Origin of the sequence: Variovorax sp. UMC13, from assembly GCF_014170375.1 — a bacterium.
Taxonomy (GTDB): domain Bacteria; phylum Pseudomonadota; class Gammaproteobacteria; order Burkholderiales; family Burkholderiaceae_C; genus Variovorax.
The window spans coordinates 1-12,019 of the sequence record NZ_LZZW01000042.1 but is presented as its reverse complement, the minus strand read 5'-3'; the positions used below and the strand labels follow the sequence as shown (position 1 = coordinate 12,019).

The following is a 12,019-nucleotide window of genomic DNA, read 5'->3' as shown; positions in this document are numbered from 1 at the left end:
GGCGTGAGCTTCGCCCTCGAGACCGTCGGCGTCGTCCACCCCAACGGCCAGCGTGCGCTGCAAGGTGTGACGCTGGCTGCGCGCGACGGCGAGCGCATCGCGGTCATCGGCCCTTCGGGCGCCGGCAAGACCACGCTGCTGCGCGTGCTGGGCGCGGCGCTGCGGCCCGGCGAGGGCTCGGTGCAGGCGCTGGGCACGGCGCCCTGGCGCCTGCCGCCCGCACCGCTGCGCCGGCTGCGCGCGCGCATCGGCACCGTGCACCAGGCACCGCCGATCGCGCCGCGGCTGCGCGTGGTGTCGGCCGTGCTGGCCGGGCGGCTGGGCCAGTGGTCGACGGCGCGCGCGCTGCGCTCGCTGCTGCATCCCGCCGACATCGAGGGCGCGCACGAAGCGCTCGCCCGCGTGGCGATGGAAGACCGGCTGTTCGAGCGCTGCGACCGCCTCTCGGGCGGCCAGCTGCAGCGCGTGGGCATCGCGCGCACGCTCTACCAGCGGCCCGCGCTGCTGCTGGCCGACGAGCCGGTGTCGGCGCTCGACCCCACGCTGGCCGACGCCGCCGTGCGCACGCTGATCGCGCAGAGCGAGGCCACGGGCGCCACGCTGGTCGCCTCGCTGCACGCGGTCGACCTGGCGCTGCGCTGGTTTCCGCGTATCGTGGGCATGCGCGACGGTGGTGTGCTGTTCGACCGCCCGGCCGCCGAGGTGACGCAGGCCATGCTGGTGGCGCTCTATGCGAGCGAAGGCGGGCCGCCGAGTGCGGACACGGCCGTGCAGCCCCTCGCCGAACCCACCTTCCGCCGGCCCGACTGCCCGTGAGCCCCGCCGCCGCGACACCCCGGCGCGACCCGCAGGCCCGCGCGCGCATCGGCTTGACGGTCGTCGCGCTGGTGATCGCCTGGCCCCTGCTGGTGCTGGCCGAGTTCAAGCCCTGGGCGCTGTTCGCCCCGGGCAACTTGGCGGTGATCGGCGGCTTCCTCGCGGGCTTCCTGCCGCCCGAGGGCTCGCCCGACTTCCTTGCATTGCTGGCCCGCGCCACGCTCGAGACGCTGGCCATGGCCACGGCCGGCACCGCGCTGGCCTTCGCGATCGCGGTGCCGCTGGCCTGCCTGGGCACGCGCGCGCTGTCGGTCTCGCGCATCGGGCCCGGGCCGGGCGGCGCACGCGCGATGGCCGGGCGCCAGGCCGTGCGCTCGCTGCTGATGGTGCTGCGCGCCATCCCCGAGATCGTCTGGGCGCTGATCTTCGTGCGCGCGCTCGGCCTGGGCCCGGCCGCGGGCGTGCTGGCGCTGGCCATCACCTACGGCGGCATGCTGGGCAAGGTCTATGCCGAGATCCTCGAATCGACCGACACGCGCCCGGCGCGCGCGCTGCTCGAGGCCGGCAGCGGCCGCATCGCCGCCCTGTGCTACGGCCTGTTGCCAAACGCGGCCCAGGAACTGGCCTCCTACACCGTGTACCGCTGGGAGTGCGCGGTGCGCGCCTCGGTGGTGATGGGCTTCGTCGGCGCGGGCGGGCTGGGCCAGCTCATGGACCAGTCGATGAAGATGCTCAACGGCGGCGAGGCCAGCAGCATCCTCTTGGTGTTCCTGGCCCTGGTGCTGCTGGCCGATGCGCTGAGCAACGCACTGCGGAAGCTGCTCGCATGACGACGCTGCCCCCCGCGCCGCCGCCCTGCATCCGCTGCCGGATCGTGACCGTAGGCGTGCTCGCCGCCGTGGCCGCGAGCTTCGTCTACCTGGGCATCGACTACCGCGCGCTGTTCACCGGCGAGTCGTTGCGGCTGATGGCCAAGTTCGTCGCCGAGTTCTTCCCGCCCGACCTCTCGCCGGCCTTCCTGGCCAAGGCCGGCTGGGGCGCCTTGCAGACGCTGGCGGTGTCGGCGCTGGGCACGCTGCTGGCCGCGGCCGCGGGCGCGCTGCTGGCACTGCCGGCCTCGGGCCGCTTCGGGCGCATCGCGCAGCCGCTGTCGCGCTTCGTCCTCAACTTCCTGCGCAGCGTGCCCGAGCTGGTCTGGGCCGCGCTGATGGTGCTGGCCGCGGGCATCGGCCCCTTCGCCGGTGCGCTGGCGCTGGGCCTGCACACCACCGGCGTGCTGGGCCGGCTGTTCGCCGAAGGGCTGGAGAACGCGCCGCGCGCGCCCGAAGACGCGCTGGTGCAGGCCGGCGCCGGCCCGGTCTCGGCCTTCGTCTATGCAAGCCTGCAGCTGGTGCTGCCGCAGTGGGTGGCCTACACGCTCTACCGCTGGGAGATGAACATCCGCATGGCCGCGGTGCTGGGCTTCGTGGGCGGCGGCGGGCTGGGCCAGCTGCTGTACTTCCACCTGTCGATCTTCCAGCAGCCGCAGGCGATGACGGTGCTGATCGCGATGTTCGGGCTGGTGGCGCTGGTCGATTTCCTCAGCGCCCGGCTGCGGCGTGGGTTAGGGTCGGCCTATGCATGACCGGCCCTCCAAGAACTTCCAGCCCACGCGGGTGAAGGACCGCCACGCCTTCGACACGATCGTCGACGCGCGCACGCCGGCCGAGTTCGCGCTCGACCACATCCCGGGCGCGATCAACTGCCCGGTGCTCGACGACGACGAGCGCCGCATCGTCGGCACCCTCTACAAGCAGACCGGCGCCTTCGAGGCCCGGCGCGTGGGCGGCGCGATGGTGGCGGCCAACCTCGCGCGCCACCTGCGCGAGCAGTTCGCCGACCGGCCCGCGTCGTGGCGGCCGCTGGTCTACTGCTGGCGCGGCGGCCTGCGCAGCGGCTCGATGGTGCAGTGGCTGCGCCTGGTCGGCTGGGACGCGCAGCAGCTCGCGGGCGGCTACAAGAGCTTTCGCCACCATGTGCTGGAACAGATCGAGACGCTGTGCCCGCAGCTCGACCTGCGCGTGGTCTGCGGTGCCACCGGCAGCGCCAAGACCCGCGTGCTGGAGGCGCTGGCCGCGCGCGGCGCCCAGGTGCTGGACCTGGAGCATGCCGCCCGCCACAAGGGCTCGCTGCTGGGCGCCTGGCCGGGCGTGCCGCAGCCGTCGCAGAAGCATTTCGAGACCTGCATCGCGACCGTGTTCGAAACGCTCGACCTGGCGCGGCCGCTGTACGTCGAAGGCGAGAGCCCGCGCATCGGCCGCATCGCGCTGCCGGTGCCGCTGGTCACGCGCATGCGCGCCGCCCGCTGCATCGAGGTCGAGGCCACGCCCGCGGCGCGGCTGGACTTCCTGCTGCGCGACTACGCCTACCTGGGCGAGGACCGCGACGCGCTGGCCGAGACGCTGGGCCGGCTCAAGGAGATGCAGGGCAAGGAAACGGTGCAGCGCTGGCAGGCCTGGGCCCGGGCGGGCGAACTGCCGCTGCTGTTCGCCGAGCTGATGGCGCTGCACTACGACCCGCACTACGCGCGTTCGCAGGAGCGCCACTTCGCGGCCTGGCCGCAGCGCGAGCGGGTCGCGGCGCCGGACCTCACGCCGGCCGGCATCGACGCCGTGGCCGACGCGATCCTGGCCCTGCCGGCGCGCGCCTGAGGGTCCTCAGCGCGGCGCGTCGCCCTTGCGGAACTCGGCCGTGAGTTCGTCGAGCTTCAGCTTGAGGGCCGGGTCGAGCCGGTACGTGGCTGCGGCCAGCGTGGCGTCGAGCTGATCGGGCCGGCTCGCGCCCAGCAGCGGCGCGGTGATCGACGGGTTCGCGAGCACCCAGGCCACGGCCAGCGTGGCGAGCGGCACGCCGGCCTCCTGGGCCAGCGCATGCAGCCCCTGCACGGCGTTGAAGCTGCGCTCGTTCCAGTAGCGGTCCTGGTACATCGTGCCGGCCGTGCCCAGCGTGAAGCGGGTGTTCTCCTGCGGCTTCGAGCCGGGCTGGTACTTGCCCGTGAGCAGGCCGCCCGCGAGCGGGTTGTAGGGAATCACGCCCAGGCCTTCTTCATCCACCAGCGGCAGCAGCTCGCGCTCGATCTCGCGGAACAGCAGGCTGTAGCGCGGCTGCACCGAGACGAAGCGCGTGAGCCGCAGGTAGTCGGCCCGGCCCAGCGCGCGCGCCAGCCGGTAGGCCAGGAAGTTGGACACGCCGATGTAGCGCGCGCGGCCCGACTTCACGATGGTGTCCATGGCCTCGATGGCCTCGTCCAGCGGCGTCTCGCGGTCGTCGCTGTGCAGCTGGTAGAGGTCGACGTGGTCGAGCTGCAGCCGCGCCAGCGAGGCGTCGATGGCGGCCAGCAGGTGCTTGCGCGAGGCGCCCTGGTCCCAGGCGTTGGGCCCCATCTTGCCGACCGCCTTGGTGGCGACGATGAAATCGCCGCGCCGGCCCGGGCCCTGCGCCTTGAGCCAGCGCCCGACGATCTCTTCGCTGCGGCCCGCGCGCTCGAGCCCGCCGCCCAGCGGATAGACGTCGGCGATGTCGAGGAAATTGATGCCGCCCTCGGTGGCCTTGTCGAGGATCGCGTGCGAGACCGACTCCTCGGTCTGCAGGCCGAAGGTCATGGTGCCCAGCGCCAGGCGCGACACGGTGAGGCCGGTGCGGCCGAGGCGGGTGGTGGGGATGCTCATCGAATGCCTTGTGTGGAATCGGAGGAGCCGAAAGTGTAGGCAGTTGCGCGGATTCGCGCGCGCAAGGCCCCGATGGTCAGATCGCGATCTCGTAGGCCTGGTTGCTGCGCACCCAGCTCGCCAGCCCCGCCTGCAGGTTGCGAGCCCGCCAGGCGACGAAGTTCGGATCGCCGTTGAGCGCATCCAGCGTGGACCCGAGCTGGCTGGCCGACTCGCAGCGCACGACGAAGGTCATGTTGCCGACCTCGCCCACCTGCACGTTCCAGAGGCTCACGTCGGCCCCGTGCTTTCGCCACATCTCGGCCGCCTCCTTGATCAGCGCGAGCAGCTCCTGGAGGTTCGCGCCCGGGTTGGGCTTGAACACGTACTGAACGACGGTGGCGGACATGGCGGTCTCCTTGGCGTGGCGACAGGGCCGGGCGAGATGCCGCGGCTCCCGGGGCGATTGGGCGACCAAGGGAGAAAGTAGTCAATTAGCATTACATATCGCAGCGTCCGCCAGGGAGAACCCAGGACGGCCTTCGCATCGAGGCAGCCCCCCAAGGGCCTATGACAAAAAAGAAACGTTGGTACTACTTGTGTGAAAAAAGCCCGCACAAAGATGAAACCATAGTTCTCATTTTTTCGGTTTGAGGTTTAAATACTTCAACTGCAACAGATTGTGAATAGGCCGCCCCATGGATAACAGCTTCGACCTCGACTACGCCCCCGATGCGCTGGACGTCCAGGTGTCGGAACTGTTGATCGCGACCTCGACGCAGACAGACCCGAACATTCACCGGGCGGTGCACCAGGTGCTGAAACTGCTGCGCGAGCAGCAGCAACTCGACGCGGCCTTCGCCTGCGAAGTGCGCGACGGCCGCCGGATCTTCCGCCGCTACGCGGCCGGCGAAGGCGCGCAGTTCATCGACGAGAAGACCCAGCCGCTGGAACTCGCCTTCTGCAAGCAGGCCGTCCGGGCGCCCGCCAACGTGAGCTGCTACCTCAGCGCGCCCATGGTGCTGAGCGACGGCCGCATCTACGGCACCTTCTACGCCTTCAGCTTCGACGCCGACCTGCTGCTGCGCCAGCGCGACCTGCGCAAGCTGGAGCTGGCCGCGCAACTCGCCGCGCGCATGGTCGAGGAACGCGCGACCCAGGCGGCCGCGGCCTGATCAGTCCTGCCCCGCCCCCGGGGCATAGAGCACGCCGCGCGGCGCGCGGCACATGCCCCACAGGCGCACGCCCGACAGCTCGGCCATGCGCACGCCCATCGCGGTCGGCGCCGAGATGGTGGCCAGCGCCGCCAGCCCCAGCCGCGCGCACTTGCGCACCAGCTCATGGCTGCCGCGGCTCGACAGCACCACGAAACCCGGCGCTTCGAGACGGTTCGCGCGCGCCAGCGTGCCGATCAGCTTGTCGAGCGCGTTGTGGCGGCCCACGTCCTCGAGCACGTCGGTGAGCTCGCCATCGAGCGTGGCCCAGCCGGCCGCGTGGATCGCACCAGCCTCGGCGTTGAGCCGCTGGCGCGCGGGCAGCGCCTGCAGCGCGCGCAGCACGGTCGGCAGGTCGACGCGGGCGATCCAGTCGCGCGGCGCCAGCGCCTCGGTCGTGAGTTCCAGCGCATCGAAGCTCTCCACGCCGCACACGCCGCAGCCCGTGCGGCCCGCCATGCTGCGGCGCCGGCCCTTGAGCCGCTCGAAGCTGCGGGTGGAGATGTCCAGCCGCACCTCGGCCGCGGGCACGCCTTCGGGCAGGCCGGCGGCCTCGGCGGAGAAGGTGCGCACCTCGATGTCGCGGCAGTCGCGCGCATGGTCGAGGATGCCCTCGCTGAGCGCGAAGCCCAGCGCGAACGCCTCGAGGTCCTGCGGCGTGGCCATCATCACCGCATGCGAGATGCCGTTGAAGACCAGCGCCACCGGCACCTCGGCCGCGAGCGTGTCCTCGCGCACCACGTCCGAGGCCGCATCGCCGCCTTCGCCGAACACGTGCACGGTGCGGCGCAGCAGCGAAGGCAGGGAAACGGCGGGATCGGTGGTGTCGGGCATGGGGGTCGCGGCCATTGTGCCGCCCTTCTTCGCTCAGCGCGGCAGCGTGTCGGCCAGCGCGCGGCCGGCCGCTTCGAGGTGCACCACCCAGCGATCGTCCTGCTGCGCCACGCGCACCCAGCCCGGGCCGGGCACGCCGCCCAGCGTGGCGTCGCCCATGCGGCTGAGTTCGCGCATCAGCGAACTCGCGCCCAGGCCCAGCTGCTTGCCCAGGCGCGGCAGCGAGACGCCGCCGCCGTCGCGCGCGGGCGCATCGGCCAGGGCCCGCAGGATGGCCTGCGCCAGCGCGTCGGGTGCGTCCATCAGGCGCCCACGGCGTAGGGCGTGCGCGCGGTCTCGACCTCGGCACCCTGCTCGGGTGCCACGTGCGGCACCAGGATCACCGGGATCGACTTCGAGGCCGGCGTGCCCGCGTTGAGCGCCACCGAGGACAGCGGCACCAGCGGGTTGGTCTCGGGGTAGTAGGCCGCGAGGTTGCCGCGCGGGATGTCGTAGGCCACCAGCTTGAAGCGGTCGGCGCGGCGCTCCTGGCCGTCGTCCCAGACGGTGCGGAGGTCGACCCAGTCGCCGTTCTTCAGGCCGATGTCGCGGATGTCGTCCGCGTGGATGAAGACCACGCGGCGCTGGCCGAACACGCCACGGTAGCGGTCGTCATGGCCGTAGATGGTGGTGTTGTACTGGTCGTGGGAGCGCGTGGTGAGCAGCGTGAACACGCGCGTGTCGCCTTTGGTCCCGCCCTTGCCGGCGAAGCGCGCCCGCGCGCGGTGCGAGGGCGTGTCGCGCGGAACCGGGTGGGTGAAGAAGCCGGCCTTCCTCGACGACGTCGCCCACACGCGTTCGCTGGCGGTGTTGCGCAGGCGGAAGCCGCCCGGCACGGCCACGCGCCGGTTGAAGTCCTTGAAGTCGGCGAACACCGCCTCGATGTGGTCGCGGATGCGGGCGTAGTCCTCCACCAGCCAGCGCCAGGGCGTGCGGCTGCGGTGGCCGATCGTGGCCTCGGCCAGCCGCGCGACGATGGCCGGCTCCGACAGCAGCTGCGCCGAGGCCGGCGGGTTGATGCCGGTCGAGATGTGGACCATGCTCATCGAGTCCTCCACCGTCACACCCTGCGGGCCCGCGGCCTGGATGTCGATCTCGGTGCGGCCCAGGCAGGGCAGGATCAGCGCCTCGCGGCCGTGCACCACATGGCTGCGGTTGAGCTTGGTCGCCACGTGCACCGTGAGCTCGCAGCGGCGCAGGCCCTTCCAGGTCTCGTAGGTGTCGGGCGTGGCCGCGGCGAAGTTGCCGCCCAGCGCGAAGAAGACCTTGCCCAGGCCGTCGCGCATCGCGGCGATCGCCTCGACCGTGTCCATGCCGTTTTCACGCGGCGGCTCGAAGCCGTAGACCTCGGCCAGCCGGTCGAGCAGCGCGGCCGGCGGCTTCTCCCAGATGCCCATGGTGCGGTCGCCCTGCACGTTGCTGTGGCCGCGCACCGGGCAGGGGCCGGCACCGGGCCGGCCGACGTTGCCGCGCATCAGCAGCAGGTTGCCCAGCATCTGGATGGTGGCGACCGAATGCGCATGCTGGGTGATGCCCATGCCCCAGCAGACGATCGCGCTGTCGGCCGCGGCATAGACGTCGCCGGCGGCGCGCAGCTGGGCGCGGTCGAGGCCGCTCTCCTGTTCCAGCACCTCCCACGACTCGGCGCGCAGGTCGGCGGCCAGCGCCTCGAAACCGGTGGTGTGCTCGGCAATAAAGGCGGCGTCGAGCAGCGACTCGCCCGCGTCCTGGCGCTCGAGCAGCTGCTTCATCATGCCCTTGACCGCGGCCAGGTCGCCGCCGATGCGCAGCTGGAAATAGTGGGTGCTGATCGGCGTGGCGCCCATCGTCACCATCTCGCGCTTGTCCTGCGGATCGGCGAAGCGCTCGAGGCCGCGCTCGCGCAGCGGATTGAAGCTCACGATGCGCGCACCGCGCTTGTGGGCCGCGCGCAGCTCGCCCAGCATGCGCGGGTGGTTGGTGCCGGGGTTCTGGCCGAAGATGAAGATCGCGTCGGTGCGCTCGAAATCGTCCAGCGTGACCGTGCCCTTGCCGACACCGAACTGCGGCCGCATGCCGCTGCCGCTGGGCTCGTGGCACATGTTCGAGCAGTCGGGGAAATTGTTGGTACCGTACTCGCGCACGAACAGCTGGTAGAGGAAGGCCGCCTCGTTGCTGGCCCGGCCCGAGGTGTAGAAGATCGCCTGGTTGGGATCGGGCAGCGCGTTCAGGTGGCGCGCGATCAGCGCGAAGGCGGCGTCCCATTCGATGGGCTGGTAGCGGTCGCTGGCCGCGTCGTAGACCATCGGGTGCGTGAGCCGGCCCTGGTCCTCGAGCCAGAAGTCGCTGCGCGCCGCGAGTTCGGTCACCGTGTGCTGCGCGAACAGTTCGGGCCCGGCGCGGCGCGCGGTGGCTTCGGCCGCCACGGCCTTGACGCCGTTCTCGCAGAACTCGAAGGTCGAGGCATGGTTGCGGTCGGGCCAGGCGCAGCCCGGGCAATCGAAGCCGTCGGGCTGGTTGGCAGAGAGCAGCGTCTTCGCGCCCTTCACCGGGATGTCCTGCGCCAGCAGCGCGCGCGTCACGCTGCGCAAGGCGCCCCAGCCGCCCGCGGGCCCGTTGTAGAACTCGATTTTTTGCTCTTGCGCCGCCATGGAATGTCCTTTGGCGAAACAGTCTACGGACCGCCGCGCCTGGAAGCCAATGGGTTCGGGACATGGCCCGATTCGATCCGGAAATGAATCGTTCATCGCGTTGACACGGCCTGGCCACAAAGCCCTGCCACGCTCGCGCCCCATGCCTTCCCCCCTCGATTCGCTGCTGTTCGAGCAGCTCGGCGCCGGCCTGGCCGCGGACCCGCGGCTGCTGCAGCTGGCGCTGCCCATGTCCTCGGTGGCGAGCTGGGCGATCGTCGCGCTGCTGGCGCTGAGTGCGCTGCGCCACCGGGGCGCGCGCCTCGACGCCGTGTGGGTGCTGCTTTGCGCGGCCGGCGTCGGCCTGCTCTCGCATGCGCTGGCGGCCTGGCTGGACACGCCGCGGCCCTTCATGCTGGGCCTGAGTGCCGACTTCGTGCAGCACGGCCGGCGCGGCGGCCTGCCCAGCACCCATGCGAGCGTGATGGCGGCCATCGCGGCCTTCTTGTGCTGGCGCCCGCTGCTGCGCCCGGCGGGCGTCATCGTGGCCGCGCTGGCCGTGGCCACCGGCCTGGCGCGCATCTACCTGGGCGTGCACTTTCCTTTCGATGTGCTCGCCGGCTTCGCGCTGGGCACGGTCTGCGGCACCGCGGCCGCGGCGCTGCGGGCCCAGGTGGCGCTGTGGCTGCGGGCCGCCTCGACTCAGGCCACGGCCGAGGCGAGCTCGGCGCGCCAGTCGGCGCTGAGCGCCAGGTCGACCGCCGCCTGAAGCGCGCGCGACATGCGCTCGCTGGCATGGGTCATGAAGCCCAGCGGCGTCTCGAGCGTGGGCGCGACCAGCGGCCGTGCCTCGAAGGGGCCGTGTTCACGCACCAGCAGCTCGAGCGCCGCCCCCGGCAGCACGCTGGCCAGCGCGCCGACGCTGCGCACCAGCGTGTGCAGCGAATTGGTCTCCATCGCCGCGCTCACCGGCGTGCCGGCCATCTCGAAGGCCTGGTCGACGATCGCGCGGTTGTGCATGTCGGGCGTGAGCAGGCACAGCGGCAGTTGCGCCGCTTCGGCCCAGCCGATGGGCGCGCCGATGCGCACGGCGTCTTCGTTCTCCGCCGAACCCGCCGCCCGCTGCACCAGGTAATAACGCTCGGTGCACTGCGGCCAGATCGCCAGGCGCACGTTGCGCACCCGTGTGCGGTCGGTGTAGCCCAGCGCCAGGTCGACCGACATGCCGTCGAGGGCGGTCTCGATCTCGAGCGAGCTCAGCGACACCACCGTCGGCGCGATGCCCGGGTGGCGCGCCCGCAGCGCGAGGGCGAAGCGCGAGAGCAGCGTCATCGCCGCCGGCACCGCGGCCAGCCGCAGCCGCCCGCGCGGGTGCGCGGCCTCGCTGTGCAGCTGCTCCTGCAGCAACGCCTGTTCGTGCAGCATGCGCTGCGCGGTCGCGAGCACCGCCTCGCCTTCGACCGTGAAACCCTCGAAGGCGCGCCCGCGCTGCACGATCAGCACGCCGAACTCGTTCTCCAGCGCGCGCAAGGCGTTGGACAGCGCGGGCTGCGTGATGTGGCAGGCCTGCGCCGCGCGGCCGAAGTGGCGGTGCTCGTTGAGCGCCGCCAGGTAGCGCATCGAGACCAGGACGTTCATCGCAGGGCGGCCCCGGAGATCAGGTGTCCTTGCTGACCGTGATCGTCGGGAACTTGGACGAGAAATCCTTGGCCGTCTCCGCGATGCCGATCGCCACGGTGCGCGCGATGGCCTTGTAGATGCCGGCCACCTCGCCCTCGGGATCGGCCACCACCGTCGGCTGGCCGCTGTCGGCCTGCAGGCGGATGTTGATGTCCAGCGGCAGCGCGCCGAGGTAGTCCATGCCGTACTGCGCGGCCAGGGTCTTGCCGCCGTCGGCGCCGAAGATGTGTTCGACGTGGCCGCAGTTCGAGCAGACGTGCACCGCCATGTTCTCGACGATGCCCAGGATCGGCACGCCGACCTTCTCGAACATCTTGATGCCCTTCTTGGCGTCGAGCAGCGCGATGTCCTGCGGCGTGGTGACGATCACCGCGCCGGTCATGGGCACGCGCTGCGACAGCGTGAGCTGGATGTCGCCGGTGCCGGGCGGCATGTCGACCACCAGGTAGTCGAGGTCCTTCCAGTTGGTCTGGCGCAGCAGCTGCTCGAGCGCCTGCGTGGCCATCGGGCCGCGCCAGATCATGGCCTGGTCGGGGTCGACCAGGAAGCCGATCGACATCACCTGCACGCCGTGGTTCTCCAGCGGCGTCATGGTCTTGCCGTCGGCGCTGTCGGGGCGGCGGTCGATGCCCAGCATCATGGGCAGGCTGGGGCCGTAGATGTCGGCATCGAGCAGGCCCACGCTGGCGCCCTCGGCCGCCAGCGCCAGCGCCAGGTTGACCGCGGTGGTGCTCTTGCCCACGCCGCCCTTGCCCGAAGCCACGGCCACGATGTTCTTCACGCCCGGCAGCAGCTGCACGCCGCGCTGCACCGCATGGCTCGCGACCTTGGTCGTGATGTTGACCGAGACGTTGTCCACGCCCGCCACGGTGCGCGCCGCGGCGACCAGGGCCTTGCGCAGGGCCGCATGCTGGCTGCGGGCCGGGTAGCCCAGTTCGACGTCGAAGGACACGTCGCCGTCGGTGATCTGCAGGTTCCTCAGCGCCTTGGTGCTGATGAAATCCTTGCCGGTGTTGGGATCGAGGACCGCCTTGAGCGCATCCTGAAGTCCCGCTTGCGTGAGGGCCATTGACAACTCCTGAATCGGGGTAGTCTACGGCCCGATCCATGCCCGCTTCCGCCCCCGCCCCAATGCCCCCAC

13 protein-coding genes are annotated in these 12,019 nt (G+C 71.5%); 6 read left to right on the top strand and 7 right to left on the bottom strand.

Annotation, left to right across the window (positions count from 1 at the left end):
* Window positions 1-3: 3 nt before the first annotated feature.
* From A9977_RS33390 to mnmH, 4 genes are read left to right on the top strand one after another with little or no spacing between them, the layout of a single operon-like run.
* A complete protein-coding gene (locus A9977_RS33390) occupies window positions 4-816 on the top strand; it encodes an ATP-binding cassette domain-containing protein (RefSeq protein ID WP_183029176.1) in 813 nt (270 codons plus the stop codon).
* The gene (locus A9977_RS33385; protein ID WP_183029174.1) at window positions 813-1,646 is read left to right on the top strand and encodes an ABC transporter permease; all 834 of its coding nucleotides are present in this window, start codon (window positions 813-815) and stop codon (window positions 1,644-1,646) included. The genes A9977_RS33390 and A9977_RS33385 overlap by 4 nt, the downstream gene beginning before the upstream one ends.
* Entirely contained in the window at window positions 1,643-2,440 is a 798-nt protein-coding gene (phnE, locus tag A9977_RS33380) for a phosphonate ABC transporter, permease protein PhnE (RefSeq protein WP_183029172.1), read from the top strand. The genes A9977_RS33385 and phnE overlap by 4 nt, the downstream gene beginning before the upstream one ends.
* Window positions 2,433-3,506, top strand: a complete 1,074-nt coding sequence (mnmH, locus tag A9977_RS33375) for a tRNA 2-selenouridine(34) synthase MnmH (RefSeq protein ID WP_183029171.1) — start codon at window positions 2,433-2,435, stop codon at window positions 3,504-3,506. Before phnE ends, mnmH begins: the two co-directional genes overlap by 8 nt.
* Before the next feature lie 6 nt (window positions 3,507-3,512).
* On the opposite strand, the gene A9977_RS33370 is transcribed toward mnmH, so the two are convergent.
* Together A9977_RS33370 and A9977_RS33365 are read right to left on the bottom strand one after the other, a co-directional pair.
* Entirely contained in the window at window positions 3,513-4,523 is a 1,011-nt protein-coding gene (locus A9977_RS33370; RefSeq protein ID WP_183029169.1) for an aldo/keto reductase, read from the bottom strand.
* A gap of 76 nt (window positions 4,524-4,599) precedes the next feature.
* Entirely contained in the window at window positions 4,600-4,911 is a 312-nt protein-coding gene (locus A9977_RS33365; RefSeq protein WP_183029167.1) for a hypothetical protein, read from the bottom strand.
* A gap of 289 nt (window positions 4,912-5,200) precedes the next feature.
* Between A9977_RS33365 and A9977_RS33360 the strand changes: the two genes are divergently transcribed.
* Entirely contained in the window at window positions 5,201-5,677 is a 477-nt protein-coding gene (locus tag A9977_RS33360) for a hypothetical protein (protein ID WP_183029165.1), read from the top strand.
* Here the strand turns inward: A9977_RS33360 and fdhD are convergent, their stop codons facing one another.
* The 3 genes from fdhD to A9977_RS33345 are packed head-to-tail and all read right to left on the bottom strand — an operon-like array spanning window position 5,678 to window position 9,219.
* Window positions 5,678-6,565, bottom strand: a complete 888-nt coding sequence (gene fdhD, locus A9977_RS33355) for a formate dehydrogenase accessory sulfurtransferase FdhD (RefSeq protein ID WP_183029163.1) — start codon at window positions 6,563-6,565, stop codon at window positions 5,678-5,680.
* A gap of 18 nt (window positions 6,566-6,583) precedes the next feature.
* Complete coding sequence (locus A9977_RS33350) at window positions 6,584-6,853, bottom strand: hypothetical protein (RefSeq protein ID WP_183029161.1); 270 nt, start codon at window positions 6,851-6,853, stop codon at window positions 6,584-6,586.
* Window positions 6,853-9,219 (bottom strand): FdhF/YdeP family oxidoreductase, encoded by a 2,367-nt coding sequence (locus tag A9977_RS33345; RefSeq protein WP_183029160.1) that lies wholly within the window; start codon window positions 9,217-9,219, stop codon window positions 6,853-6,855. Before A9977_RS33345 ends, A9977_RS33350 begins: the two co-directional genes overlap by 1 nt.
* A gap of 142 nt (window positions 9,220-9,361) precedes the next feature.
* Here A9977_RS33345 and A9977_RS33340 point away from each other — a divergent pair, with 142 nt between their 5' ends.
* Window positions 9,362-9,967, top strand: a complete 606-nt coding sequence (locus tag A9977_RS33340) for a phosphatase PAP2 family protein (RefSeq protein ID WP_183029158.1) — start codon at window positions 9,362-9,364, stop codon at window positions 9,965-9,967.
* On the opposite strand, the gene A9977_RS33335 is transcribed toward A9977_RS33340, so the two are convergent.
* Window positions 9,901-10,836 carry a LysR family transcriptional regulator gene (locus tag A9977_RS33335; RefSeq protein WP_183029156.1) on the bottom strand — a complete coding sequence of 312 codons (936 nt, stop codon included), beginning with the start codon at window positions 10,834-10,836 and terminating at the stop codon, window positions 9,901-9,903. The two genes, A9977_RS33340 and A9977_RS33335, sit on opposite strands and share 67 nt — an antisense overlap.
* A gap of 19 nt (window positions 10,837-10,855) precedes the next feature.
* Window positions 10,856-11,947, bottom strand: a complete 1,092-nt coding sequence (gene apbC / locus A9977_RS33330; RefSeq protein WP_183029154.1) for an iron-sulfur cluster carrier protein ApbC — start codon at window positions 11,945-11,947, stop codon at window positions 10,856-10,858.
* Window positions 11,948-12,019: the final 72 nt, after the last annotated feature.